We start from the raw sequence: 25,701 nt of genomic DNA, 5'->3' as shown, positions 1-25,701 counted from the left end.
CTCTACTTGATCGCGTTCGCGTTCGTGGTGGCCAGGTAGTGCGGGGGCTCGCCGCCGCCGTGCACCTCTAGCGAGGCGCCGCTGATGTAGGAGGCCGCGTCCGAGGCCAGAAACGCCGCGGCCCAGCCGATGTCGTCCGGTTTGGCCAGCCGGCCGAGCGGCACGTTCTTCGAGATCGCGGCGATCGATTCTGCGTCGCCGTAGAACAGTTCCGATTGTTCGGTCTCCACCATGCCGACCACACAGGCGTTGACCCGGACCTTGGGTCCCCATTCCACGGCCAAGGTCTGGGTGAGGCTCTCCAGCCCCGCCTTGGCCGCCCCGTACGCGCCGGTACCCGGGGAGGGTCGACGCCCCGACAGGCTGCAGATGTTGATGATCGACCCGCCGCGCGGCTGGGCTTGCATCTTGTCGTTCGCGTGCTGCGAAACAGACAGCGCGCCAATGAGATTGAGCTCGATGATCTTGCGGTTGAACTTGGCGCTGGACTCCGCGGTCAGCACGTAGGGCGATCCCCCGGCGTTGTTGACGACGACATCGAGGCCCCCGTGCCGGTCCGCGACGGTGTCGATCAATTCACTGACCGCGTCGTCATCGCGGACGTCGCAGGAGTGGAACTCATAGGGCGATCCCTCGACCGGCCGTCGCGCGCAGGTGACGACGGTGGCGCCCTGCGCGGCGAAAACCGCGCTAATTCCGGCGCCCACCCCGCGAACGCCGCCGGTGACGAGAACCACCCGCCCGGCCAGCCCCAAGTTCATGGCTTCTGCAAACGGGGGGCATGCTTCGGCGCGAGTCACTGTGCTAGCGTACCAAGCAAGTGCTTGCTTAGGTAGTTACCCCACAAGGAAGTGGCACCTTGACCATCACATCCACAACCACCGAACCGGGCATCGTCGCGGTTACCGTCGACTACCCGCCCGTCAACGCCATCCCGTCGCGCGGCTGGTTCGAACTGGCCGACGCCGTCACCGCGGCCGGCCAGGACCCGCAAACCCACGTCGTCATCCTGCGGGCCGAGGGCCGCGGCTTCAACGCCGGGGTCGACATCAAGGAGATGCAGCGCACCGAGGGATTCACCGCGCTGATCGACGCCAACCGCGGCTGCTTCGCCGCGTTCCGCGCCGTCTATGAGTGCGCGGTGCCCGTCGTCGCGGCCGTGAACGGATTCTGCGTCGGCGGCGGCATCGGCCTGGTCGGCAACTCCGACGTCATCGTCGCCTCCGAGGACGCCACCTTCGGGCTCCCCGAGGTGGAGCGCGGCGCGCTCGGCGCGGCCACCCACCTGTCCCGGCTGGTGCCCCAGCACCTGATGCGACGGCTGTTCTTCACCGCCGCCACCGTCGACGCCGCCACCCTGCACCACTTCGGTTCGGTGCACGAGATCGTGCCGCGGGATCAGCTGGACGAGGCCGCATTGCGGGTCGCGCGCGACATCGCCGCCAAGGACACCCGGGTCATCCGGGCGGCCAAGGAGGCACTGAACCTCATCGACGTGCAACGCGTCAACTCGAGTTACCGGATGGAGCAAGGCTTTACGTTCGAGCTCAATCTCGCCGGGGTGGCCGACGAGCACCGCGACGCGTTCGCCGGCACGACGAAGGGCAAGGACGCGTGAGCGACAAGAGAACCACCCTCGACGAGGCCGTCGCGCAGGTGCGCAGCGGCATGACCATCGGCATCGGCGGATGGGGATCTCGGCGCAAGCCAATGGCATTCGTGCGCGCCCTGCTGCGCACCGATGTCACCGACCTGACCGTGGTCACCTACGGCGGGCCCGACCTGGGGCTGCTGTGCTCGGCCGGCAAGGTGAAGCGCGTCTACTACGGGTTCGTCTCGCTGGACTCCCCGCCGTTCTACGACCCGTGGTTCGCCAAGGCCCGGGCGGCCGGGGCGATCGAGGCCCGCGAAATGGACGAGGGCATGCTGCGCTGCGGGTTACAGGCCGCCGCGCAACGCCTGCCGTTCCTGCCGATCCGGGCCGGGCTGGGCAGTTCGGTGCCCGACTTCTGGGAGGGTGAACTGCAGACCGTCACTTCGCCGTACCCCACGGACGGCGGCCACGAAACGCTGATCGCCATGCCCGCGCTGCGCCTGGACGCCGCATTCGTCCACCTCAACCTCGGCGACAGCCGGGGCAACGCCGCCTACACCGGGATCGACCCCTACTTCGACGATCTGTTCCTGATGGCCGCCGACAGGCGCCACCTGTCGGTCGAGCGCATCGTATCCACCGACGAACTGATCAAGGCGGTGCCGCCGCAGGCACTGCTGGTCAACCGGATGATGGTCGACAGCGTCGTGGAGGCGCCCAACGGTGCCCACTTCACCACCGCCGCACCGGATTACGGGCGCGACGAGAAGTTCCAGCGGCACTACGCCGAGGCGGCGTCGACCGACGAGGGCTGGCAGAAGTTCACCCAGACCTACCTGTCGGGCACCGAAGACGACTACCAGGCGGCGGTTCGCGCATTCGCAGAGGAGGCCTGAAAGTGAGCAGCACCCGCGCCGAAGTGTGCGCAGTCGCCTGTGCCGAATTGTTCAGGGACGCGGGCGAGATCATGGTCAGCCCGATGACCAACATGGCCTCCGTCGGGGCGCGGCTAGCCCGCTTGACCTTCTCCCCCGATATCTTGCTGACCGACGGCGAGGCCCAACTGCTGGCCGACACCCCGGCGCTCGGCGCGACCGGTACCGTCGAGGGCTGGATGCCGTTCGGCCGGGTGTTCGAGACGCTGGCCTGGGGGCGCCGCCACGTGGTGATGGGCGCCAATCAGGTTGACCGGTTTGGCAATCAGAACATCTCGGCGTTCGGCCCGTTGCAGCAACCCAAACGCCAGATGTTCGGCGTGCGCGGCGCCCCGGGCAACGCCATCAACCACGCGACCAGCTATTGGGTGGGCAACCATTCCAAGCGGGTGTTCAGCGAGAAGGTGGACGTGGTCTGCGGGATCGGTTGGGACAACGTCGATGCCGACAATCCGGCGTTTCGGTTCGCCAACACCTACCGGGTCGTGTCGAACCTCGGCGTCTTCGACTTCGGCGGGCCCGACCGGACCATGCGGGCGCTGAGCCTGCACCCAGGGGTCTCGCCGGACGAGGTCCGCGAGGCCACCTCGTTCGAGATCCATGGGCTCGAGGACGCCGAGGAGACCCGGCTGCCCACCGCGGACGAACTGCGCCTCATCCGCGAAACGATCGATCCGAAGTCGTTGCGCGACCGAGAGATACGTTGATGGTTACGCCGCCTCCTCCTCCCTTTTTCCCATCGCACCGCTCCGTTTATCGTCGGCGGTGGGTATGACCAGGTTGCGCACGCCGCTGACCGAGCTGGTCGGTGTCGAGCACCCGGTGGTGCAAACCGGGATGGGTTGGGTGGCCGGGGCGCGCCTGGTGTCGGCCACCGCGAACGCGGGCGGGCTGGGCATTTTGGCGTCGGCCACCATGACGCTGGACGAATTGGCGACGGCCATCGCCAAGGTCAAGGCCGCCACGGACAAGCCGTTCGGCGTGAACATCCGCGCCGACGCGGCCGATGCCGGCGACCGGGTCGATCTGATGATCCGCGAAGGCGTCAAGGTGGCGTCCTTTGCCCTGGCGCCCAAGCAGGAGCTCATCGCCCGGCTCAAAGAGGCCGGCGCGGTGGTGATTCCGTCGATCGGCGCGGCCAAGCACGCCCGCAAGGTCGCCGGGTGGGGTGCGGACGCGATGATCGTGCAGGGCGGCGAGGGTGGCGGGCACACCGGTCCCGTCGCCACCACGCTGCTGCTGCCCTCGGTGCTGGACGCCGTGCGAGGCACCGGCATTCCCGTCATCGCCGCGGGCGGATTCTTCGACGGGCGCGGGTTGGCGGCCGCCCTGAGCTACGGCGCCGCCGGTGTCGCGATGGGCACGCGTTTCCTGCTGACCTCGGATTCGACCGTGCCCGACGCGGTCAAGCGGCGCTACCTGGAGGCGGCGCTGGACGGCACCGTCGTCACCACCCGCGTCGACGGCATGCCGCACCGGGTCCTGCGCACCGGCCTGGTCGAGAAGCTGGAAAACGGTTCGCCGGTGCGGGGTCTGACCGCCGCGGTGCGCAACGCGGCCAAGTTCAAGCACATGTCACGGATGACGTGGCGGTCGATGATCAGCGACGGCCTGGCGATGCGGCACGGCAAGGAGCTGACCTGGTCGCAGGTCGTCATGGCGGCCAACACCCCGATGCTGTTGAAAGCCGGTCTGGTGGACGGCAATACGGAGGCCGGGGTGCTGGCCTCCGGGCAGGTGGCGGGCATCCTCGAGGATCTGCCGTCGTGCGCCGAGCTGATCGATTCGATCGTGCGGGACGCCATCGAGCACCTGCGGGCGGCATCCGCCCTGGTGCACGAGTAGCCACGCGCCGCTTGTGAAGCTATTTGCTGAATCTTGATGTAATTAAGCTATACTCTTCAAATGGATCGGATGAAGCCACAGCCTTCATCTCGCGCGACGCTGATCGGTGATGTCGTCGGTTCCCGGCATGCCACCGATCGCCCCGGGTTGCACCGCGCCCTGTCCGCGGCTCTGCGGGAAGTGGGCGACGGCGCGATCGACCCGCCCGCCTTCACCGTCGGCGACGAGTTCCAGGGCAGCTACCCCACCGTCGGGGCCGCCATCGACGCGGCATTGACCGTCCGCCTGCTGCTCGCCCCGGACATCGACGTCCGTTTCGGCATCGGATGGGGCGCGGTCACCATCCTCGATGCCGACGCGGGAATTCAGGACGGGCCCGGTTGGTGGAGCGCACGGGCGGCCATCCAGCAGACCGCAGAGGCCCAGCGGCAACCCGGCTTCGCGTTGGTACGCACGACGTTCCGGGCGGACGGTGACACACGCACCGACGCCGCGGCGGTCAACGCGGCGCTGATTTGTCGGGACCATCTGCTTGGATCGCTCGACGAAAGATCGTTGCGGATCGTGAGGGGCTTGATGACGGGCCGAACCAAAAAGGAGCTCGCCGCGGACGAGGGCATCAGTCCATCCGCGGTGTCTCAGCGCGCGAGCCGCGATGGTTTGGATCTGATTGTCCTTGCCAGCCACTATCTTCGGAGTCTGCCGTGAGCGCCGTCGCGGTATTCCTCACGGCGCTCGCAGTCGCCGATCTCGGTCGGCGAGCGCTCCGCACGGTATGGCCGTCGCTCGTGATCGGGCCGGTCGTGGTGGTGGCGTGCGCCGCAGCGGGAGCCCTCTGGCATGCCGGCGACATCCCCTTGCTGGTGCTGGCCGCCGCGGCGGTAGTGGCCTGGGAATGGCTGTGCGCGCGAAGCGAACACAGCGGTAGCCGGCAAGGCGCGGCCCTGGCGGTGTTCGGCGCCGCGCTCGCACTGCTGATGCTGCTGTCCGGGTGGTCGTCGCCGACCAACGGCGCGATCGCTCGATGGTCGTCCTGGGTGCACCTGCCGCTCACCCACGTCACGCCCACCCGGCTGCTGATGATCGTCGGCGTCGTCCTGGCCCAGTTCGCCACCGCAAATCAGTTGGTGCGCTTGGTTCTTGCCTCGGTGGGCGCGATGCGCCCGGAAGGTCAGCCGCAGCCGTCGGACCGGCTCAAGGGCGGCAGACTGCTGGGACCGATGGAACGCCTGCTGATCCTGAGCCTCGGTGTCGGCGGGCAGGTCGCCGCGGCGAGCGCCGTCGTCGCCGCCAAGGGGATCATCCGCTTCCCGGAGTTGAACGCGCAGAAGGGCGGTAACGGCGACGTCGGCATCGACGAGGTGACCGAGTACTTCCTCGTCGGCAGCTTCACCAGTTGGCTGCTCGCCCTGGGCGGCATCGGGCTCGTTCTGGCGACCCCGTAGCCGAGCGGCGAGAAGGCCGAGCGAGCTACAGCCGCTCGATGATGGTGACGTTGGCGGTGCCCCCGCCCTCGCACATCGTCTGCAGGCCGTAACGGCCGCCGGTGCGCTCGAGCTCGTTGAGCATGGTGGTGAACAGCTTGGCGCCGGTGGCGCCCAGCGGGTGCCCGAGCGCGATCGCCCCGCCGTTGGGGTTGACCTTCTCCGGGTCGGCCTTGACTTCCTTGAGCCAGGCCAAGACCACCGGGGCGAACGCCTCGTTGATCTCGACCGTGTCGATGTCGTCGATCGACAGCCCGGTCTTGTCCAGCGCGTAGCGGGTCGCCGGAATCGGCCCGGTCAGCATGAAGACCGGGTCGGCCGCGCGTGCGCTGATGTGGTGGATGCGGGCCCGCGGTGTCAGGTTGTGCTCCTTGACGGCCCGCTCGGACGCCAGCAGCACCGCGCTGGCCCCGTCGGAGATCTGGCTGGCCATGGCCGCCGTCAGCCGGCCGCCCTCGACCAGAGGCTTGAGGCCGGCCATCTTCTCCAGCGACGATTCGCGCGGGCCCTCGTCGACCCGGAACGGCCCGGATTCGGTTTCCACGGTGATGATTTCGTTGTCGAAGTGGCCGCCCCGGATCGCCGCGAACGCGCGCTCGTGACTGGTCAGCGCGTATCGCTCCATCTCTTCGCGCGACAGGTTCCACTTCTCGGCGATCAGCTCCGAGCCGCGAAACTGCGAGATCTCCTGGTCGCCGTAGCGATGCAGCCACTGCTTGGACTCGTTGGTCGGGGAGGTGAAGCCGAACTGCTCGCCGACGGTCATGGCCGACGAGATCGGGATCTGGCTCATGTTCTGCACGCCCCCGGCGACGATGAGGTCGGCGGTGCCGGACATAATCGCCTGTGCGCCAAAGGAAATGGCCTGCTGACTGGAGCCGCACTGGCGGTCGACGGTAACGCCGGGCACCTCTTCGGGGTAGCCCGCGGCCAGCCAGGAGAGGCGCGCGATGTTGCCGGCCTGCGCCCCGATGGCATCGACGCAGCCGGCGATCACGTCGTCGACTGCGGCGGGGTCGACGTCGACCCGGTCGAGCAGTCCGCGCCATCCCAGCGCACCCAGGTCGACCGGATGCACTCCGGCCAGCGATCCGCCGCGCTTGCCGACCGCAGTACGCACGGCGTCGATGACGTAGGCCTCTGGCATTTCAGACTCCTTCTTTGGTGATCCCGCCAAGAACGATGGCGAGGTATTGCTGACCCACCTGCTGCGCGGTGAGCGGACCGCCGGGCTGATACCAGCGCACCGACACCCACGTGGTGTCACGGATGAAGCGGTAGACAAGGTCGACGTCGAGATCGGGACGGAAGTAGCCCTCGTCGACGCCCTGATGGAGCAGCTCGAGCCACATCTTGCGCTGTTGCCGGTTCATGTCCTCGATGTAGGAGAACCGGGGCTGTGACAACAGCCGCTGGGCTTCGTCCTGGTAGATGACGACCTGCGCGTGCCGGTGCTCGATCGCCTCGAACGACGCCATGAACAGCCCCTTGAGCCGCTCCAGCGGGTTGGCCTCGCCGTCCACGATCTCGCGGTACCGGGCGAACAACCAGTCCAGGAAGCTGCGCAAGAGCTCGTCGACCATCTCCTCTTTGGACGAGAAGTGGTGGTACAGGCTGCCCGACAGGATGCCGGCGCTGTCGGCGATGTCGCGCACCGTGGTGGCGCGCAGCCCGCGCTCGGCGAACATGGTCGCGGCAAGCTCCAGCAACTCGTCTCGCCGGCTGTTGGCCTGACCGGTCACTCGGTCCACCCGACCAGAGTATCAACCAAGCGCTTGCTTGGCCAGCGGGCCGGCTCTCACGGGTGCTGACTGGATACCGAGATGACCTCGCCGGTCAGGTAGCTGGAGTAGTCGCTGGCGAGGAAGGCGATGGTGGCCGCGACCTCCCACGGCTCGGCGGCGCGGCCGAAGGCCTCGCCCGCCGACAGTCGGTCGAGCAGATCGGCCGACGACGTTTTCTCCAGAAACTTGTGCCGCGCGATGCTCGGCGACACCGCGTTGATCCGTACCCCATACTCGGCGGCTTCGATTGCGCTGCACCGGGTCAGGGCCATCACGCCGGCCTTGGCGGCCGCGTAGTGCGACTGCGAGTGCTGGGCCCGCCAGCCCAGGACGCTGGCGTTGTTGACGATGACGCCGCCGTGTGGTGCCTCGCGGAAGTAGCGCAGCGCCGCGCGCGTGGCACGCAGCACCGACGTCAACGTCACGTTGAGGACGCGATCCCATTCCTCGTCGGTCATGTCGACGACCGGCGTCTGTCCGCCGAGCCCGGCGTTGTTGACCAGCACGTCGATCCGGCCCATCCGAGCGGTGGTCGACGCGATGAGGGCGTCGACTTGAGCGGTCGAGGTCACGTCGCAGACCACGTGCTCGACGCGGCCCTGCCCCAGCGCGGCGAGCTGCTCGGCCGTCTCCCCCAGGCGCCGTTCGTGGTGGTCGGAGATCACCACGTCGGCACCCTCGGCCAACGCCCGCCGCGCGGTCGCCGCGCCGATCCCGGTGCCGGCGGCGGCCGTCACGACCACCACCTTGCCCTGCAGAAGTCCATGTCCGGCAATCTCTTTGGGAGCTTCGGACAGACTCATCCCTTAACCTCTCGGGGTAGGCCGAGCACCCGCTCGGCGATGATGTTGCGCTGGATCTCGTTGGACCCGCCGTAGATGGTGTCGGCGCGGCTGAACAGGAACAGCCGCTGCCACTCGTCGAACTCGCCGTCGGCCAGGGTCAGGCCCGGCTTGCCGACGACGTCCATCGCCAGCTCGCCCAGATCGCGATGCCAGTTGGCCCACAACAGCTTCGACACGTTGTCCTGGCCCGGCTGCTCGACGTCCATCGTGGCCAGCGCGTACGAACGCATGGCCCGCAGGCCCGTCCACGCCCGGGTCAGCCGCTCGCGGATGAACGGGTCGTCAGCCGCGCCGGTCCGCTGGGCGAGCTCGGCGAGGTTGGAAAGCTCACGGGCGTAACGGATTTGTTGCCCGAGCGTCGAGACGCCGCGCTCGAACGTCAGCGTGCCCATCGCGACCCGCCAGCCGTCACCGGGCTCGCCGACCACCAGGTTGGCCTCGGTGCGGGCGTCGTCGAAGAACACCTCGTTGAATTCCGAGTCGCCGGTCAGCTGGATGATCGGCCGCACTTCCACGCCCGGCTGGTCCAGCGGCACCAGCAGATACGACAACCCAGCGTGCCGCTTGGAGCCCTTCTCGGTGCGCGCGACCACGAAGCACCACTGCGCCCAATGCGCCAGCGACGTCCAGACCTTCTGGCCGTTGATCACCCAGTGGTCGCCGTCGAGTTCGGCGGTGGTCGCCACGTTGGCCAGGTCGCTGCCGGCGCCGGGTTCCGAATAGCCCTGGCACCACAGCTCGGTGACATCGAGGATCTTGGGCAGGAAACGCTGCTGCTGCTCGGGTGTCCCGAACGCGATCAGCGTCGGCCCCAGCAGCTCCTCGCCGAAGTGGTTGACCTTGTCCGGGGCGTCGGCGCGGGCGTACTCCTCGTAGAACGCCACCCGGTGCGCGGTGGACAGGCCGCGGCCGCCGTGTTCGACCGGCCAGCCCAGGCAGGTCAGTCCGGCCTTGGCGAGATGCTGGTTCCAGGCCCGGCGTTCCTCGAAGGCCTCGTGCTCGCGGCCGGGGCCCCCGAGACCCTTGAGAGCTGCGAATTCACCGACCAGATTGTCGGCGAGCCAAGAGCGGACCTCGGCCCGGAACTCCTCGACGTCCTGCATGCCTTGTAGGCTAACCTACCAAGCACTTGCTTTGTTAGGCCGCCGTAGGAGAAGCGCCGATGACCACCGATCCCCGCACCGTGCCCGCGGCGCTGGATCGTTTCGCGCGCCAACTCCCCGATCACGACGCGTTGGTCACCGAGGACCGGTCGTTCACCGCCGCGGCGTTGCGCGACGAGGTGCACCGGTCGGCGGCGGCGCTGATCGCGCTGGGCGTGCAGCCCGGCGACCGGGTGGCGATCTGGTCCCCCAACACCTGGCATTGGGTGGTGGCCTGCCTGGCGATCCACCACGCCGGCGCCGCGATGGTCCCGCTGAACACCCGCTACACCGCCGCGGAGGCCGGTGACATCCTGGCCCGCGTCGAGGCGCCGGTGCTGTTCGGCATGGGCGAGTTCCTGGGCAACGACCGCGTCGCCGACCTGGATCGGGCGGCGCTGCCCGCGCTGCGGCACATTGTGCGGATACCGATCGATGCCGCGGATGGCACCTGGGACGAATTCATCGCCGGCGGCACCGATCTCGACGCGGTGGCCGCCCGGGCCGCGGCGGTCACACCCGACGACGTCAGCGACATCCTGTTCACGTCGGGCACCACCGGCCGCAGCAAGGGCGTGCTGTGCGCGCACCGGCAGTCGCTGTCGGCCTCGGCGTCGTGGGCCGCCAACGGCAAGATCACCGCCGACGACCGCTACCTGTGCATCAACCCGTTCTTTCACAACTTCGGCTACAAGGCCGGCATCCTGGCGTGCCTGCAGACCGGCGCGACGCTGATCCCCCACCTCACCTTCGACCCGCTGCGCGCGCTGCGGGCGATCGAGCAACACCGCATCACCGTATTGCCCGGTCCGCCAACGATTTACCAGACCCTGCTCGATCATCCGGCTCGTGGCGATTACGACCTGAGCTCGCTGCGCTTCGCGGTGACGGGGGCGGCCACCGTGCCGGTCGTGTTGGTCGAGCGCATGCAGTCCGAACTCGACATCGACATCGTGCTGACGGCTTACGGCCTCACCGAGGCCAACGGCATGGGAACCATGTGCCGCGCCGACGACGACGCGGTCACCGTCGCCACCACCTGCGGGCGCCCGTTCGCCGACTTCGAATTGCGCATCGACTCCGGGGAATCCGGCGAATCGGGAGAGGTGTTGCTGCGTGGGCCCAACGTGATGCTGGGCTACCTCGACGACCCGGCGGCCACCGCCGCCGCCATCGATGCCGACGGTTGGCTGCACACCGGTGACATCGGTGTGCTGGACGCGGCCGGCAACCTGCGCATCACCGACCGGCTCAAGGACATGTACATCTGCGGGGGATTCAACGTGTACCCCGCCGAGATCGAGCAGGTGCTGGCCCGGCTCGACGGTGTGGCCGATGCGGCGGTGATCGGGGTTCCCGACGAGCGACTCGGCGAAGTCGGCCGGGCGTTTCTGGTCACCCGCCCGGGGGCACAACTCGACGAACAATCTGTGATCGCATACACCCGTGAGCATTTGGCGAACTTCAAGACACCGAGGTCGGTGCGGTTCGTCGACGCGTTGCCGCGCAATGCCGGCGGCAAGGTGCTCAAACCACAACTGCGAGAGCTGGACTGATGGATCTGGATCTAGACGACGACACCTTGGCTTTCCAGGCCGAGGTCCGGGAATTCTTGTCGGCCAATGCCGAGTCGATCCCGACGAAGTCATACGACAACGCCGAAGGCTTTGAGCAGCACCGGCATTGGGACCGGGTGCTGTTCGACGCCGGGCTTTCGGTGATCACCTGGCCGAAGCGCTACGGCGGCCGCGACGCGCCGCTGCTGCACTGGGTGGTGTTCGAAGAGGAGTACTTCCGTGCCGGGGCGCCCGGCCGGGCCAGCGCCAACGGCACCTCGATGCTGGCCCCGACGCTGTTTGCGCACGGCACCGAAGAGCAGCGCGACCGGATCCTGCCCAAAATGGCCAGCGGCGAGGAGATCTGGGCGCAGGCGTGGTCCGAGCCCGAATCGGGCAGCGACCTGGCGTCGCTGCGGTCCACCGCGACGGCGACCGACGGCGGCTGGCTGCTCAACGGGCAGAAGATCTGGAGCTCACGGGCGCCGTTCGCCGAGCGGGGATTCGGGCTGTTCCGCTCCGACCCCGGCGCCGAGCGCCACAACGGGCTGACCTACTTCATGTTCGACCTGAAGGCCAAGGGCGTGACCGTGCGGCCGATCGTCCAACTGGGCGGCGACACCGGATTCGGCGAGATCTTCCTCGACGACGTCTTCGTCCCCGACGAGGACGTGATCGGCACCCCGCACGAGGGCTGGCGGGCGGCGATGAGCACGTCGAGCAACGAACGCGGCATGTCGCTGCGCAGCCCGGCCCGCTTCCTGGCGACGGCGGAACGGTTGGTGCAGCTTTGGAAGGAGGCCGGCGCACCGGCCGCGTTCGCCGACCGGGTCGCCGACGGCTGGATCAAGGCGCAGGCCTACCGGCTGCAGACCTTCGGCACGGTGACCAGGCTGGCACTCGGTGGTGAGCTGGGGGCCGAATCGTCGGTGACCAAAGTGTTCTGGTCCGACCTCGACGTCGAACTGCACCAGACCGCGCTCGACATCCTGGCCGCGGACGGGGAACTCGCCGGCCCGTGGACCGAAGGTCTGCTGTTCGCGCTGGGCGGCCCGATCTATGCCGGCACCAACGAAATTCAGCGCAACATCATCTCCGAGCGGTTGCTGGGCCTGCCGCGCGAGAAGTCCGGGGGCAAGAAGTGAGATTTGCGCTAGACGAACAGCAGCGTGACTTCGCGGCCAGCATCGACGCCGCGCTCGGCTCGGCGGACCTGCCCAGCGCCGTGCGGGCGTGGGCGGCGGGCGACACCGCGCCGGGCCGCAAGGTGTGGGAACAGCTGGCCAACTTGGGTGTCACCGCCTTGGCCGTGCCGGAGAAATTCGACGGCATCGGGGCGGACCCGATCGACCTCGTCCTCGCCCTCGAACGCCTAGGGCGCTGGTGCGTGCCCGGCCCGGTGGTCGAATCCATCGCCGTGGCACCGGTATTGCTCGACTCCGACGATCACGCCGAGCGGTGCGCCGGCCTCGCTGCCGGCGAGCTGATCGCCACGGTCGCGCTGCCGCCGCGGGTGCCGCGGGCCGTCGACGCCGACGTGGCGAACCTGGTGCTGCTGGCCGGTGACGAGGGGGTCACCGAAGCCACCGCGGGGGAAGAGCACGAGTCCGTCGACCCCAGCCGCCACCTGTATGACGTGACCCCGACCGGCTCCGCTTGGGAAGCAGACGGCAAGCGCGCCTACGAGTTCGGCACGCTGGGTACCGCCGCGCAACTGGTCGGCGCCGCCGAGGCGCTGCGCGACGCCGCCGTCGACTACGCCAAGCAACGCACCCAGTTCGGCCGGGTGATCGGCTCGTATCAGGCGATCAAGCACAAGCTCGCCGACGTGCACATCGCCATCGAACTGGCCCGGCCGCTGGTGCACGGCGCGGCGCTGACGCTGGACCCCCGGGACGTGAGCGCGGCCAAGGCGGCGGCCTCCGACGCGGGCCTGCTGGCCGCGCGGTCGGCGCTGCAGACCCACGGCGCGATCGGGTTCACCCAGGAACACGACCTGTCGCTGTTGCTGCTGCGGGTGCAGGCGCTGCGATCCGCCTGGGGCACACTGGAAGAACATCGGCGACGAGTGCTGGAGGCGCTGTGACTCGCACCGCGACGATGCAGAGCCTAGCGATGAGAAGGAGCGGCACCCATGACTCGCGCCGCGACGATGCAGAGCGTAGCGATGAGAAGGAGCGGCACCCATGACTGAAGAACGCGAGCTGCTCCGCGAGACCGTCGCCGCGCTGGTCGCCAAGCACGCCGGCCCGGCGGCGGTGCGCGCCGCCATGGAGTCCGATCGCGGCTACGACGAATCGCTCTGGCGGCTGCTGTGCGAGCAGGTCGGCGCCGCGGCCCTGGTGATACCGGAGGAACTGGGCGGCGCCGGCGGTGAATTGGCCGACGCCGCAGCGGTTTTGCAGGAGCTGGGCCGCGCCCTGGTGCCCTCCCCGCTGCTGGGCACCACGCTGGCCGAGCTGGCGCTGCTGAGCGCCCCCGAGCCCGACGCCGCGACGCTGGAGGGCCTGGCCGAGGGCACCGCGATCGGCGCGCTGGTGCTCGATCCCGACTACGTGGTCAACGGCGACATCGCCGACGTCGTGGTCGCCGTCGAGGACGGCCGGCTGAGCAGGTGGACCCGCTTCAGCGCGCAGGCCGTCACCACCATGGACCCGACCCGGCGCCTGGCCCGGGTGCAACCGCAGGAGGCCGAGGCGATCGGCGCGGACCCCGGCCTGGCGGACAAGGCTGCCGTCCTGCTGGCCGCCGAGCAGATCGGCGCCGCCGAACGCTGTCTGGAGCTGACCGTCGAATACGCCAAGGACCGAGTGCAATTCGGCCGGCCGATCGGCAGCTTTCAGGCGCTCAAGCATCGGATGGCCGACCTGTATGTCACGGTCGCCGCGGCGAAGGCCGTCGTGTCCGACGCGTGTGACGAGCCCTCACCCACCAACGCCGCCGCCGCACGGCTGGCCGCCACCGAGGCGCTGAACACGGTGGCCGCCGAGGGCATCCAGTTGCACGGCGGCATCGCGATCACGTGGGAACACGACATGCACCTGTACCTCAAACGCGCCCACGGCAGCGCGCACCTGCTGGACACGCCGCAGGAGCTGCTTAACCGGCTTGAATCCGAGGTACTCAACACGCCGTGACCGATCGTGTCTCGCTGCGCGCGGGCATCCCACCGTTCTACGTGATGGATGTCTGGTTGGCGGCCGCCGAACGCCAGCGCAGCCACGGCGATCTGGTCAACCTGTCGGCGGGCCAACCCAGCGTCGGGGCGCCCGCGCCGGTGCGCGCGGCCGCCGCGGAGGCCGTGCATTCCAACCAGCTGGGCTATTCGGTGTCGCTGGGCACCCCCGAGCTGCGAGCCGCGATCGCCGCGGATTACCGGCGCCAGCACGGCCTCGACGTCGAACCCGACGCCGTGGTGATCACCACGGGCTCCTCCGGCGGCTTCCTGCTCACCTTTCTGGCCTGCTTCGACGCCGGCGACCGCGTGGCCCTGGCCAGCCCCGGCTATCCGTGCTACCGAAACATCTTGTCGGCCTTGGGATGTGAGGTCGTGGAGATCCCCTGCGGGCCCCAGACCCGCTTCCAGCCCACCGCGCGGATGCTCGCCGAGCTCGACCCCCCGGTGCAGGGCGTCATCGTGGCGAGCCCCGCCAACCCCACCGGAACGGTCATCGCGCCGGAGGAGCTGGCCGCGATCGCCGCCTGGTGCGACGCCTCCGGGGCGCGGCTGATCAGCGACGAGGTGTACCACGGGCTGGTCTACGAGGGCGCGCCACAGACCAGCTGCGCGTGGCAGACATCGCGAAATGCCGTGGTGGTCAACAGCTTTTCGAAGTACTACGCGATGACGGGCTGGCGGCTGGGCTGGCTGCTGGTGCCGGCCGAGTTACGCCGCGCGGTGGATCGCCTCACCGGCAACTTCACCATCTGCCCGCCCGTGCTCTCGCAGCTGGCCGCGGTGGCGGCCTTCACCCCGGAAGCCACCGCCGAAGCCGACGGCCACCTGCACCACTACGCGACCAACCGCTCGCTGCTGCTCGACGGGCTGCGCGGCATCGGTGTCGAGCGCCTGGCCCCCACCGACGGCGCCTTCTACGTGTACGCCGACGTCTCGGACTTCACCGACAACTCGATGGAGTTCTGCTCGAAACTGTTGGAAGAGACCGGCATCGCCATCGCGCCCGGCATCGACTTCGACACCACCCGCGGCAATTCGTTCGTCCGGCTGTCCTTCGCCGGGCCCACCGCCGACATCGAGGAAGCGGTGCGACGGCTCGGCCCGTGGCTTTCAGCCCGCTAGCCGCGCCGCGCCTACGCGTCCAACACCTGCCCGATGCGCGCCTCGAGCGCACTGCGCTCGCCGATGCCGGCCACATCGATGCCGAATCGCTCACCGAGCACGTCGACGACCGCCGCCGCGTCGTCCAGGCGGATCTTCTCGCTGCCGTCGGCGCGGTGGACGGTCAGGTGGCGGCCGGCCAGGTTGTAGCGGGCGTCGGCGGTCGTCAGGGCGGCCATCAACCCGGTCACGAAGTGCGACTCGGGGTGCGTGGACACGTACCAGCTGCCCACCCGCAGATCGATCTGCGGCACGGTCTGGGTGCCGAACACGTACAGCGGTTTCCACTCGTCGCGGACCAGGGCTTGCAGCACCAGGCCGTCGCCGCGGTCGTTGAGCCGGTACGGCTCGTGCGTTGTCTGCTGGGCGTTTCCGGTCTCGAAGCGGATGGGGGACGTCAGCGTCTGACCACCGAAACCGACGTCGACCAGATAGGAGCCCTGCGAGCCCGGGAACGTCACAGCCAGCGCCGTGTGCGTCTGGGCTCCCAGCGGCGCGTCGGGCGGCTGCATCCAGACCACCCGCCCGGCCAGGCGGCGCACCCGGAACCCGATCTCGGCCAGCACGTAACCCATCAGGCCGTTCTGCTCGTAGCAGTAGCCGCCCCGGCGCCGGTACACCAGCTTGTCGGTGAGGGCTTTGGGGCTCAGGTCGTCGACCGGCACCCCCATCAGCGGATCGAGGTTCTCGAACGGGATCGACCCGGTGTGCGCGGTCATCAGATCCTGCAGCACCTCGAGATTCGGCTCGGCGGCGCCGCGATAGTCGATGCGGTCGAAGTACGCGCCCAGATCCAGCGTCATGAAACCATTCTGGGCCCAACGTGGGGCGTTACGGCGGCCGGGTGTCCCGCGGGCGTAACGCCACGGCGGAAAAACGCGCGCGAAGTCGCCGTGGCGTTACGCCCGTGAGAACCCCTACAGCCAGGTGTCCTGGGTGGTCGTGGTGAGGAACGCTTCCAGGTCGTCGCGCCACTGCGCCGGCGTCGTCTTGTCCGGCTCGATGCCGGTGTATTCACCGCGATAGAACAGCAGCGGCCGCGGCTTGATCTTGGGGGCCTCCGAAAGCGATTGCACCGCACCGAACACCACGAAGTGGTCGCCGCCGTCGTGCGCGGAGGCCACGGTGCAGTCGATGTAGGCCAGCGACCCGTCGATGATCGGTGAACCGAGATCGGAAAGGTGCCAGTCGATGCCGGCGAATTTGTCGGGCTCCTTGGAGCCGAACCGGGCCGAGACGTGCTTCTGGTTCTCGGTCAGCATGTTGACGCAGAACCGGCCGGAGGCCTCGATGGCCTTCCAGGACCGCGACACCTTGGTCGGGCAGAACAGCACCAGCGGCGGGTCCAGCGACAGCGCCGCAAACGACTGGCAGGCGAAGCCGACGGGGACGTCGTCGTGCACGGTGGTGATGATGGTGATGCCGGTGCAGAACTGCCCCAGCACCTGCCGGAAGGTCCGCGGATCGATGGGCGCCGACATGGTCAGCCGCGCATGCCGACCGTGAAGTCGTGGCCCCACAGGCTGACCGCGGTGCTTTCCCGGGCGACCCAGTCGTCGTCTTCGACTTGCCTTCCCTCGCAACCGAATTCGATGTCGAATCCGCCGGGTGTCTTCATGTAGAACGACAGCATGAGGTCGTTGACGTGACGGCCCAGGGTGGCCGACATGGGCACCTTGCGGCGCAGCGCCCGGTCCAGGCACAGCCCCACGTCGTCGGCGTTCTCGACCTCCATCATCAGGTGCACGATGCCGCTCGGTGTGGGCAGCGGCAGGAAGGCCAGGCTGTGATGGCGCGGGTTGCAGCCGAAGAAACGCAACCAGGCGGGGGCCCCGTCGGCGGGCCGGCCCACCACCTGCGGCGGCATCCGCATCGAGTCGCGCAGCTTGAACCCCAGCACGTCGCGGTAGAAGTGCAGCGCCTCGTCGTCGTCGCGGGTGGACAACACCACGTGCCCCAGGCCCTGCTCACCGGTGACGAACTTGTGCCCGTAGGGGCTGACCACCCGGCGGTGTTCCAGGGCGACGCCGTGGAAGACCTCCAGGCAATTGCCCGACGGGTCGGAGAACCGGATCATCTCGACGACCCGGCGGTCCGCCAGTTGCGCGGCGGTGGCTTCCTTGTAGGGCACGCCCTCGACGTCGAGGCGGTCCCGGATCTCTTGCAGGCCTTCGGCGTTCGCGCACTCCCAGCCGGCCTCCATGAGGTGGTCGCGCTCGCCGGGCACGATCACCAGCCGCGCGGGGAAATCGTCCATCCGCAGATACAGGGCGCCCTCGGTGTTGCCGCTGCCCTCGACCATGCCGAGAACCTTCAGGCCGTACTCACGCCAGGCCGCCATGTCGGTGGCCTCGATGCGCAGATAGCCCAGCGAACGGATGCTCATCACGCACCTCCCAGGAAATCGATGGTGAGCTTGTTGAACTCGTCGAACTTCTCCACCTGCGCCCAGTGCCCACACTGCCCGAAAACGTGCAGCTGCGCACGCTTGATGGTCTTGAGCGCGACCAGCGACCCGTCCAAGGGATTGACGCGGTCCTCACGCCCCCAGATCAGCAGCACGGGCTGGCGCAGGCGGTGCACCTCGCGCCACATCATGCCGAGCTCGAAATCGGCGCCCGCGAACGACATTCCCATCGCCCGCGTCGCGGTCAGCGATTCCGGCGTGCTGGCCAACGCGAACCGCTCGTCGATCAATTCGTCGGTGATCAGCTTCTGGTCGTAGACCATCACCCGCAGGAACGCCTCGAGGTTTTCCCGGGTGGGCTCGGCCGAGAACTTGCCCAGCCGCTTGACGCCCTCGGTGGGGTCCGGGGCGAACAGGTTGATGCTCAGCCCGCCGGGCCCCATCAGGACCAGGCGCCCGGCCAGGTCGGGGTAGTCCAGGGCGAACCGGACCGCGGTGCCCCCGCCCAGCGAATTGCCCACCAGCGGAACGCGTCCCAGGCCCAGGTGGTCGAAGAGGCCCTTGAGCGCCCTGGCCGCGTAGTGGTTGAACTGCCCGTGCTCGGCGCGCTTGTCCGAATGCCCGTAACCGGGCTGATCGACGGCGAGCACGTGGAACCGCTCGGCGAGCACCGGGATGTTGCGCGACCAGTTCGTCCAGCTCGCCGCCCCGGGTCCGCCGCCGTGCAGCAGCACGATGGTCTGGTCGTTGCCGACCCCCGCCTCGTGGTAGTGCAGCTTCAGCGGTCCGTCGACGTCCACCTCCACGAACCGCGAGGTCGACTCGAAAGTGAGTTCCTCTGTCGCGGTCACTTAGCGCCGCTCCTCCTCATCGATTCGCTCTGCATCGTCGTCGGCGCGCATGGTTTAGACCATCGTGTCGCCGGGTGGCAGCCCGAACTCGTTGTTCCCGAAGATCTGGTAGGCCCGCTCGGGGTCGTTCGCCGCGTGCACCCGGCCGGCGTGGGCGTCGCGCCAGAACCGTTGCACCGGTTGGTCGTTGGCCAGGGCGGTGGCACCGGACGCCTCGAACAACCGGTCGATGGAGGCGATGGCCCGGCCGGTGGCGCGCACCTGGTCGCGACGGGCGCGGGCGCGCAGCTCGAACGGGATCTCCTTGCCGGCCGACAGCAGCGCGTACTCGTCGGCGACGTTGCCGCTCAGCTGGCGCCACGCCGCGTCGATGTCGCTGGCCGCCTCGGCGATGCGGACCTTGGCGAACGGGTCGTCCTTGGCCTTCTCGCCGGCGAACGCCGCGCGCACCCGCTTGCCCTGGTGCTCGACGTGCGCGGCGTAGGCGCCGTAGGCCATGCCGACGATCGGCGCCGAGATGGTGGTGGGATGCATTGTGCCCCAAGGCATCTTGTAGACGGGCGCGGTGTTGGTCTCATAACCCCCGGCGGTGCCGTCGTTCATCGCCTTGTAGGACAAAAACCGGTGCCGCGGCACGAAGACGTCCTTGACGACGACGGTGTTGCTGCCGGTGCCGCGCAGGCCGACGACGTGCCACACGTCGTCGATGCGGTACTCGCTGCGCGGGATCAGGAAGCTGCCGAAGTCGACCGGGCGGCCGTCCTTGATCACCGGGCCACCCAGGAACGCCCACGTCGCGTGGTCACAGCCCGAGGACCAGTTCCACGCGCCGTTGACCAGGTAGCCGCCGTCGGTCACCACGCCCGCGCCCATCGGGGCGTACGACGAGGAAACCCGGGTCTTGGGGTCCTCGCCCCAGACCTCCTCCTGGGCCTGCTGGTCGAACAACGCCAGGTGCCAGTTGTGCACGCCGATGATGGAGCTGACCCAGCCGGTGGAGCCGCAGGCGCTGGCCAGCCGGCGGACCGCCTCGTAGAACAGCGTCGGATCGCACTGCAGTCCGCCCCACTGCTCGGGCTGCAACAGCGTGAAGAAGCCCACGTCTTGCAGGTCCTGAACGGTCTCGTCGGGCAGCCGCCGCAGATCCTCCGTCGCCTGAGCGCGCTCCCGGATCTGCGGGAGCAGATCATCGATGCCAGCCAGAACCGACTGCGCATCGCGCTGTTGAATGGACGTCACTTAAGTTTGCCTCCTGGGCCAGACTTACACAGCGGACTTACACCAGAGACTAGAACACGTTCCGATTTGTGTCGAGCAGGGTATTCCTGCGGCTGGTAGCGATACGAATCCACTTTTCTGTAACATGTTCTAGTTGCAACGACAGGAAGGCACGGGCCTTGACCGAGGCGGATCTGGACCAAGTACCCGACGAGCCACTCGGTGACCACGTCCTCGAACTGCAGATCGCCGAGGTCATCGCGGAGACCGACGATGCGCGGTCGCTGGTGTTCGCGGTGCCCGACGACGAAGGGGACCCCGGCATCCCGCCCGAGCGGCTGCGTTACTCGCCGGGCCAGTTCTTGACGTTGCGCGTCCCCAGCGAGCGCACCGGGTCGGTGGCGCGCTGCTATTCGCTGTGCAGCTCGCCGTTCACCGACGACGCCCTGGCCGTCACGGTCAAACGGACCGCCGACGGGTACGCCTCCAACTGGCTGTGCGACAACGCGCGGGCGGGCATGCGCATCCACGTGCTGGCCCCGTCGGGCAATTTCGTGCCGAAGACGCTCGGCGACGACTTCCTGCTGATGGCCGCGGGCAGCGGGATCACCCCGATCATGTCGATCTGCAAGTCGGCGCTGGCCGACGGCGGCGGACAGGTGACGTTGGTCTACGCCAACCGCGACGAGGATTCGGTGATCTTCGCCGAGGCGCTGCGCGAGCTGTCGGCCAAATACCCTGACCGGCTCACCGTCGTGCACTGGCTGGAATCGCTGCAGGGCCTGCCCAGCGTGGCCGCGCTGGCCAAGCTGGCGGCCCCCTACACCGACCGGCCCGTCTACATCTGCGGCCCGGGCGCGTTCATGGAGTCCGCCAAGGAGGCGCTGGAGACGCTGAAAGTGCCTGCGCCACAAATACATATCGAGGTGTTCAAGTCGCTGGAATCGGATCCGTTCGCCGCGGTGAAGATCGAGGACACCCCCGAGGGTGACCTGCCGCCGGCCACCGCGGTGGTGGAGCTCGACGGCGAGACCCACACGGTGTCATGGCCGCGCAACGCCAAGTTGCTCGACGTGCTGCTGGCCAAGGGCCTCGACGCGCCGTTCTCCTGCCGCGAGGGTCACTGCGGCGCGTGCGCCTGCACCCTGCGCAGCGGCAAGGTGAACATGGAGGTCAACGACGTGCTCGAGCAGCAGGACCTCGACGAGGGCCTGATCCTGGCCTGTCAATCCCACCCCGAATCTGATTCGGTAGAAGTGACCTACGACGAGTAGTCGCGGGTTAGGTTCACCCTTGGGGTCAGCAACGGGGAAGGGATGGCGTCGATGATGCGGCTGGTGTCGGGATTCGCGGTGGTCGCGGCGCTGCCGATGTTGCTGCCCGCCGGGGTGTGCGCGGCGGCGAGCAACACGGCCACCACGCTGTTCCCGCTGGACGGGCCCAACCAGCTCGAGACGCGGGTGATCCTCAACTGCTTCAAATCCGACGGCCACTGCGACTTCACCGCCGGCGCGGACATGCTGACGCCCGACGGGGTGACCGGTTTCCCGCCCGGCCTGTGGGCCCGTCAGACCACCGAGATCCGCTCCTCGAACCGGCTGGCCTACCTCGACGCGCACGCCGACGGCCAGTACGAGCGGGTGCACAAGTCGATGGGTTCCGACGAGATCACCACGATCTACATGGGCGAGGGTCCCCCGGAGAAGTATCAGACCAACGGGCGCATCGACTCCACCGATTGGCAGACGGGGCAACCCAAGACCGACAACAACGTCATCGCCTGCACCCACATCCAGGTCGTCTACTCCGGGGTCAACATCACCTCGCCCAGCACCTGCGCGCAGACCACCTTCTCCTGATCTCTCAGTCCGGATAGTCGCCGGTCTCGAGGTCGTCGAGAAGGCTTGGGCCCGTGGGTTTCCAGTCGAATCGTTGGCGGGTCAGCGCGCTGGACGAGGGCTGGTCGGCGGCGAAGATGGCGCCGAGCGGGCCGAAGGCCTCGACCGGGGCGGATTCGACGGGCACCCCGAGCCGGCGGCCGATCACCTCGGCGATCGCCCGCATCGGGTCGCCTTCGTCACCCACCGCGTGCAGTACCGAGCCGGGCGGGGCCTGCTCGAGGGCCAGCCGGAACAACGACGCCGCGTCGTCGCGGTGCACCGCGGGCCAGCGTTGCGCGCCGTCGCCGATGAAGGCCGACACCCCGCGCCGGCGCGCGAGCTGAATCAGCATGCCGGCGAAGCCGTAGCGTCCGCCGGCATCATGGACCGACCGCGGCAGCCGCACCACGGCCGATCTGACACCGCGCTCGGCCAGGTTGATGACGGCTTGTCCGGTGCGGCCACGCCCGGCCATCGGCCCCTCGGTGTTGAACGGGTCGTCCTCGGTGCTGGCGCGACCGGCCACCGCGGGGGTGCCGCTGGCGAGCACCAGCGGCTTGCCGGTGTCGACGAGCGCGTCGCCGAGCGCGGCGACCGCGCGGGCCTCGTCCCCGATCGCGTCTCCGATCACGTCGCCGGTACCGACGAAGTCGTGCGAGAACGCCAGGTAGGCAACGCCGTCGGCGTCGCCGGCCGCCTCCCGCAACACGTCGAGGTCGGTGACGTCGCCGCGCAGCGGCTCGCCCCCGAGTCCGCCGATGGTCGCCGCCGCGGCCTCCGAGCGGGCCAGGCCCACGACCTGATGGCCGGCGGCGAGCAGTTCCGTGACGACGGCCGAGCCGATTCCTCCGCTGGCGCCGGTGACGAATACGCGCACGAGCAGCTCCTTCCACGTGATGAGACATTTGTCCCATCACCCTACACCCGTGACGGGACTATGGTCGCATCACTAGGCTGGGGCCATGGCCCGGTGGGAACCCGATGCGCGCGAACGCCTGGTCGCCGCCGCACTGGACCTGTTCAACGAACGGGGCTACGACGAGACGACCGTCACGCAGATCGCCAAGCGCGCCGGCCTGACGAAAAGCACGTTCTTTCGGCACTTCCCGGACAAGCGGGACGTGCTGGCGGCCGGCCAGGACGCGATCGCGCAACTACTGCGCGAGGGCATCGCCACGGCGCCGGCCGACGCGACGCCGCTGGCCGCCGTGTGCTCCGGCCTGAAATCGGCCGCGGCCGCGTTCACGTCGTTCAACCGGGAGCTCGCGCCCAGGCTCAAGGCCGCGATCGCCGCCAGCACCGAACTCCAGGAGCGCAACGCGCTCAAACAAATCGGGCTGGCGCGCGCGGTGGCCGAGGCACTCCAGGCGCGCGGCATACCCGAGCCGACGGCGGTATTGGCCGCCGAACTCGGTGCGCTGGCATTCAAGACGGCCTACGCACGCTGGAGCGAACCGGGCGACGACCGAGACCTGGGCGCCATGGCATGCGACGCGCTGCACGAATTACACGCCGCCGCGGCCGATCTCGGCTAGCGCGGCAGACCGAGCAGGCGTTCGGCCGCCACGGTCAGCAGGATCTGCTCCGTGCCGCCCGCGATCGTCAGGCAGCGGGTGTTGAGGAAATCGAACACCGCCCGGTCGCCGTCGGCCCGGCGGTCGACGAGGCCGCCGCCTTCGGCGGCATCCATGGTGAATTCGGCCAGCGCCTGGCGGTAGCGGACGCCGATCAGCTTGCGCACACTCGATTGGGCGCCGGGGTCCTGGCCGCCCACCGCGAGCTGGGCGATGCGCTGGTCCAGCAGCGCGCCGGTCTGGGCCAGGATGATCAGGCGCGCCAGCCGGTCCTGCTCGGCGACGTCGAGTTCCCTTGCCGCCAAGAGGGTTAACAGCTCTTCCATCGGGTTGCCCAGCGCCGTGCCGTTGGCCATCGCCACCCGCTCGTTGGCCAGCGTGGTGCGGGCCAGCCGCCAGCCGTCGTTGACCTCACCGACCACCATCTCGTCGGGCACGAACACGTTGTCCAGGAACACCTCGTTGAACAGCGAGTCGCCGGTGATCTCGCGCAGCGGCCGGATGTCGATGCCGGGCGATTTCATGTCGACCAGGAAGTAGGTGATGCCTTTGTGTTTCGGGGCATCGGGGTCGGTGCGCGCCAGGCACACGCCCCAGCGCGCCTTGTGCGCCGCGGACGTCCACACCTTCTGGCCGGTCAGCAGCCAGCCGCCGTCACCGCGGACCGCCTTGGTGCGCAGCGACGCCAGGTCGGAGCCCGCGCCGGGCTCGGAAAACAGTTGGCACCACAGGAATTCACCGCGCAACGTGCCCGGCACGAATTGCTCGATCTGCTCCGGTGTGCCGTGCTCGAGGATGGTCGGCGCCGCCCACCAGCCGATCACCAGGTCCGGCCGTTCGACGCCGGCCGCGGCGAGCTCCTGATCGATCAGCAGCTGCTCCGCCGGGGATGCGGCGCGCCCGTACGGCTTGGGCCAGTGCGGCGCCTGCAGGCCCGCCTCGGCCAGACCCACCTGTCGCTTCTCGGCCGGCAGTTCGGCGATCTCGGCGACGGCCGCGGCGATCTCGGCGCGCCGGCCCTCGACCTCGGTGAGGTCGATGCCCAGCCGCCGGCGCACGCCGTCCTGGGTGAGCGCGGTGATGCGCCGCTGCCAGCGCTCGGGGCCGCCCAGGAAGCGGCCGATGGCGTGCGCCCGGCGCAGGTACAGGTGCGCGTCGTGCTCCCAGGTGCAGCCGATGCCGCCGAGCACCTGGATGCAGTCCTTGACGTTGGCCTTCACGGTGGTGATGCAGGTGCTGGCGGCCAGCGCGGCCGCGATGGAGAACTGGGACGCGTCGCCGTCGCCGGCGGCGCGAGCCGCGTCCGAGGCGGCCACCTCGGCCTGCTCGGCGCGGCACAGCATCTCGGCGCACAGGTGTTTGATGGCCTGGAAGCTGCCGATCGGCTTGCCGAACTGCTCGCGGACCTTGGCGTAGTCGACGGCGGTCTCGAGCGCCCATCGGGTGATGCCGGCGGCCTCGGCGGCCAGGACGGTGGCGGCCAGTTCCTCGACGCGCGTGCCGGTTTCGGACAGCACCGTGGCCGGGGCGGAGCTGAGCACCACCCGGGCCAGCGGCCGGGAGAAGTCGGTGGCCTGCAGCGGCTCGACCCGCACGCCCTCGCCGGCGGCGTCGATCAGCAGCCACTTGCCGTCGGCGGGCGCCAGCAGCACGCTATCGTCGGCGGCGCCCAGCGCGAACGGAAGTGTGCCCGACGCCGTCGAGGTCGCGCCGTCGAGTCGGACGTCGCCTTCGAGCGCCAGCCCGGCGAAGCGCTCCCCGGCGGCCAGCGCCTCCAGCAGTCCGGGGTCGGTGACGACGAGCGTCGCGAGCGCGGTGGTCGCGACCGGGCCGGGGACCAGCGCTTTGGCCGCCTCCTCGACCATCGCGCACAGGTCTTCGATGGACCCACCCGCCCCGCCGGATTCCTCCGGGATCGCGACGCCGAAGATTCCCAGTTCGGCCAGCCGGGAGAACACCGGCCGCCACGCGTCGGGCTTGCCCTGCTCGACCTCGCGGATCGCCGCGGTGCCACCCGGTCCCGACGTCGCATTGCGGGCCCAGTCGCGCACCAGGGCGCGCGCGGCAAACTGCTCATCGGTGACGGTCGCTACCACCTGAGAGGACCTCCGCGTCCTTGGCTCGACGTGACACGGGGCCGGCCGGCGCCCGTGTCCTGATTGTCCGATCTTTGCGCGAGCGGGGACATCCCCACCACCAGTTGGCGCGCAACCCGCTCACCGAAGACTAGAACGTGTTCTAATAGTG

Annotated in this window: 26 protein-coding genes; 14 read left to right on the top strand and 12 right to left on the bottom strand. The window is 69.0% G+C overall.

Annotation, left to right across the window (positions count from 1 at the left end):
• Positions 1-2: 2 nt before the first annotated feature.
• Positions 3-800, bottom strand: coding sequence for an SDR family oxidoreductase (locus OCQ_RS02635; RefSeq protein ID WP_162832313.1), 798 nt, complete (start codon positions 798-800; stop codon positions 3-5).
• Positions 801-859: 59 nt separating this feature from the next.
• Here OCQ_RS02635 and echA20 point away from each other — a divergent pair, with 59 nt between their 5' ends.
• The 6 genes from echA20 to OCQ_RS02605 all read left to right on the top strand — a co-directional run bounded on the left by echA20 (position 860) and on the right by OCQ_RS02605 (position 5,819).
• Entirely contained in the window at positions 860-1,618 is a 759-nt protein-coding gene (gene echA20 / locus OCQ_RS02630; RefSeq protein WP_014379018.1) for a (7aS)-7a-methyl-1,5-dioxo-2,3,5,6,7,7a-hexahydro-1H-indene-carboxyl-CoA hydrolase, read from the top strand.
• Positions 1,615-2,490 (top strand): cholesterol ring-cleaving hydrolase subunit IpdA, encoded by an 876-nt coding sequence (ipdA, locus tag OCQ_RS02625; protein WP_014379017.1) that lies wholly within the window; start codon positions 1,615-1,617, stop codon positions 2,488-2,490. Before echA20 ends, ipdA begins: the two co-directional genes overlap by 4 nt.
• Before the next feature lie 2 nt (positions 2,491-2,492).
• Complete coding sequence (ipdB, locus tag OCQ_RS02620; RefSeq protein ID WP_014379016.1) at positions 2,493-3,236, top strand: cholesterol ring-cleaving hydrolase subunit IpdB; 744 nt, start codon at positions 2,493-2,495, stop codon at positions 3,234-3,236.
• 64 nt (positions 3,237-3,300) lie between these two features.
• The gene (gene ipdC / locus OCQ_RS02615) at positions 3,301-4,374 is read left to right on the top strand and encodes a (3aS,4S,5R,7aS)-5-hydroxy-7a-methyl-1-oxo-octahydro-1H-indene-4-carboxyl-CoA dehydrogenase (protein ID WP_008263630.1); all 1,074 of its coding nucleotides are present in this window, start codon (positions 3,301-3,303) and stop codon (positions 4,372-4,374) included.
• 60 nt (positions 4,375-4,434) lie between these two features.
• Entirely contained in the window at positions 4,435-5,082 is a 648-nt protein-coding gene (locus OCQ_RS02610) for a SatD family protein (RefSeq protein ID WP_014379015.1), read from the top strand.
• Positions 5,079-5,819 (top strand): hypothetical protein, encoded by a 741-nt coding sequence (locus OCQ_RS02605; protein ID WP_014383764.1) that lies wholly within the window; start codon positions 5,079-5,081, stop codon positions 5,817-5,819. Before OCQ_RS02610 ends, OCQ_RS02605 begins: the two co-directional genes overlap by 4 nt.
• 25 nt (positions 5,820-5,844) lie before the next feature.
• Here the strand turns inward: OCQ_RS02605 and fadA6 are convergent, their stop codons facing one another.
• From fadA6 to ipdE1, 4 genes are read right to left on the bottom strand one after another with little or no spacing between them, the layout of a single operon-like run.
• A complete protein-coding gene (gene fadA6 / locus OCQ_RS02600; RefSeq protein ID WP_014381749.1) occupies positions 5,845-7,005 on the bottom strand; it encodes a steroid 3-ketoacyl-CoA thiolase FadA6 in 1,161 nt (386 codons plus the stop codon).
• A 1-nt stretch (position 7,006) separates the two neighbouring features.
• Positions 7,007-7,609, bottom strand: a complete 603-nt coding sequence (gene kstR2 / locus OCQ_RS02595) for a TetR family transcriptional regulator KstR2 (protein ID WP_008263620.1) — start codon at positions 7,607-7,609, stop codon at positions 7,007-7,009.
• Positions 7,610-7,656: 47 nt separating this feature from the next.
• Entirely contained in the window at positions 7,657-8,445 is a 789-nt protein-coding gene (ipdF, locus tag OCQ_RS02590) for a (5R,7aS)-5-hydroxy-7a-methyl-1-oxo-2,3,5,6,7,7a-hexahydro-1H-indene-carboxyl-CoA reductase (RefSeq protein ID WP_009956926.1), read from the bottom strand.
• A complete protein-coding gene (ipdE1, locus tag OCQ_RS02585) occupies positions 8,442-9,590 on the bottom strand; it encodes an acyl-CoA dehydrogenase IpdE1 (protein ID WP_008263616.1) in 1,149 nt (382 codons plus the stop codon). Before ipdE1 ends, ipdF begins: the two co-directional genes overlap by 4 nt.
• A gap of 59 nt (positions 9,591-9,649) precedes the next feature.
• Here ipdE1 and fadD3 point away from each other — a divergent pair, with 59 nt between their 5' ends.
• The 5 genes from fadD3 (at position 9,650) to OCQ_RS02560 (ending at position 15,485) form a co-directional block, all read left to right on the top strand.
• The gene (gene fadD3, locus OCQ_RS02580) at positions 9,650-11,185 is read left to right on the top strand and encodes a 3-((3aS,4S,7aS)-7a-methyl-1,5-dioxo-octahydro-1H-inden-4-yl)propanoate--CoA ligase FadD3 (RefSeq protein WP_014383763.1); all 1,536 of its coding nucleotides are present in this window, start codon (positions 9,650-9,652) and stop codon (positions 11,183-11,185) included.
• A complete protein-coding gene (locus OCQ_RS02575) occupies positions 11,185-12,330 on the top strand; it encodes an acyl-CoA dehydrogenase family protein (protein WP_008263612.1) in 1,146 nt (381 codons plus the stop codon). The genes fadD3 and OCQ_RS02575 overlap by 1 nt, the downstream gene beginning before the upstream one ends.
• Entirely contained in the window at positions 12,327-13,271 is a 945-nt protein-coding gene (locus tag OCQ_RS02570; RefSeq protein WP_014383762.1) for an acyl-CoA dehydrogenase family protein, read from the top strand. Before OCQ_RS02575 ends, OCQ_RS02570 begins: the two co-directional genes overlap by 4 nt.
• A 100-nt stretch (positions 13,272-13,371) precedes the next feature.
• The gene (gene ipdE2, locus OCQ_RS02565) at positions 13,372-14,322 is read left to right on the top strand and encodes an acyl-CoA dehydrogenase IpdE2 (RefSeq protein WP_014383761.1); all 951 of its coding nucleotides are present in this window, start codon (positions 13,372-13,374) and stop codon (positions 14,320-14,322) included.
• On the top strand, positions 14,319-15,485 hold the full coding sequence (locus tag OCQ_RS02560) for a pyridoxal phosphate-dependent aminotransferase (RefSeq protein ID WP_014383760.1): 1,167 nt from the start codon (positions 14,319-14,321) through the stop codon (positions 15,483-15,485). Before ipdE2 ends, OCQ_RS02560 begins: the two co-directional genes overlap by 4 nt.
• A gap of 11 nt (positions 15,486-15,496) precedes the next feature.
• Here OCQ_RS02560 and OCQ_RS02555 read toward each other — a convergent pair whose 3' ends face one another.
• The 5 genes from OCQ_RS02555 to hsaA all read right to left on the bottom strand — a co-directional run bounded on the left by OCQ_RS02555 (position 15,497) and on the right by hsaA (position 20,021).
• Complete coding sequence (locus OCQ_RS02555) at positions 15,497-16,327, bottom strand: arylamine N-acetyltransferase family protein (RefSeq protein ID WP_014383759.1); 831 nt, start codon at positions 16,325-16,327, stop codon at positions 15,497-15,499.
• Between the two features lie 114 nt (positions 16,328-16,441).
• Complete coding sequence (gene hsaB, locus OCQ_RS02550) at positions 16,442-17,005, bottom strand: 3-hydroxy-9,10-secoandrosta-1,3,5(10)-triene-9,17-dione monooxygenase reductase subunit (RefSeq protein WP_008263575.1); 564 nt, start codon at positions 17,003-17,005, stop codon at positions 16,442-16,444.
• A gap of 2 nt (positions 17,006-17,007) precedes the next feature.
• Entirely contained in the window at positions 17,008-17,910 is a 903-nt protein-coding gene (gene hsaC, locus OCQ_RS02545; RefSeq protein WP_009957026.1) for an iron-dependent extradiol dioxygenase HsaC, read from the bottom strand.
• Positions 17,910-18,782, bottom strand: a complete 873-nt coding sequence (hsaD, locus tag OCQ_RS02540) for a 4,5:9,10-diseco-3-hydroxy-5,9,17-trioxoandrosta-1(10),2-diene-4-oate hydrolase (protein WP_009957025.1) — start codon at positions 18,780-18,782, stop codon at positions 17,910-17,912. The genes hsaC and hsaD overlap by 1 nt, the downstream gene beginning before the upstream one ends.
• A 54-nt stretch (positions 18,783-18,836) precedes the next feature.
• Positions 18,837-20,021, bottom strand: a complete 1,185-nt coding sequence (gene hsaA / locus OCQ_RS02535) for a 3-hydroxy-9,10-secoandrosta-1,3,5(10)-triene-9,17-dione monooxygenase oxygenase subunit (RefSeq protein WP_008263572.1) — start codon at positions 20,019-20,021, stop codon at positions 18,837-18,839.
• A gap of 158 nt (positions 20,022-20,179) precedes the next feature.
• Between hsaA and OCQ_RS02530 the strand changes: the two genes are divergently transcribed.
• Positions 20,180-21,274, top strand: coding sequence for a ferredoxin--NADP reductase (locus tag OCQ_RS02530; RefSeq protein WP_014381743.1), 1,095 nt, complete (start codon positions 20,180-20,182; stop codon positions 21,272-21,274).
• Between the two features lie 51 nt (positions 21,275-21,325).
• Positions 21,326-21,859 (top strand): hypothetical protein, encoded by a 534-nt coding sequence (locus tag OCQ_RS02525; RefSeq protein ID WP_008263570.1) that lies wholly within the window; start codon positions 21,326-21,328, stop codon positions 21,857-21,859.
• 4 nt (positions 21,860-21,863) lie between these two features.
• On the opposite strand, the gene OCQ_RS02520 is transcribed toward OCQ_RS02525, so the two are convergent.
• The gene (locus OCQ_RS02520) at positions 21,864-22,757 is read right to left on the bottom strand and encodes an SDR family oxidoreductase (RefSeq protein ID WP_014383758.1); all 894 of its coding nucleotides are present in this window, start codon (positions 22,755-22,757) and stop codon (positions 21,864-21,866) included.
• Between the two features lie 85 nt (positions 22,758-22,842).
• Here OCQ_RS02520 and OCQ_RS02515 point away from each other — a divergent pair, with 85 nt between their 5' ends.
• Positions 22,843-23,415 carry a TetR/AcrR family transcriptional regulator gene (locus OCQ_RS02515; RefSeq protein ID WP_014383757.1) on the top strand — a complete coding sequence of 191 codons (573 nt, stop codon included), beginning with the start codon at positions 22,843-22,845 and terminating at the stop codon, positions 23,413-23,415.
• On the opposite strand, the gene OCQ_RS02510 is transcribed toward OCQ_RS02515, so the two are convergent.
• On the bottom strand, positions 23,412-25,550 hold the full coding sequence (locus OCQ_RS02510; RefSeq protein WP_014383756.1) for an acyl-CoA dehydrogenase: 2,139 nt from the start codon (positions 25,548-25,550) through the stop codon (positions 23,412-23,414). The genes OCQ_RS02515 and OCQ_RS02510 overlap by 4 nt on opposite strands.
• Between the last annotated feature and the right edge of the window lie 151 nt (positions 25,551-25,701).

Origin of the sequence: Mycobacterium paraintracellulare (assembly GCF_000276825.1) — a bacterium.
Lineage (GTDB): Bacteria > Actinomycetota > Actinomycetes > Mycobacteriales > Mycobacteriaceae > Mycobacterium > Mycobacterium intracellulare.
This window is presented reverse-complemented; position numbering and strand designations above follow the sequence as displayed.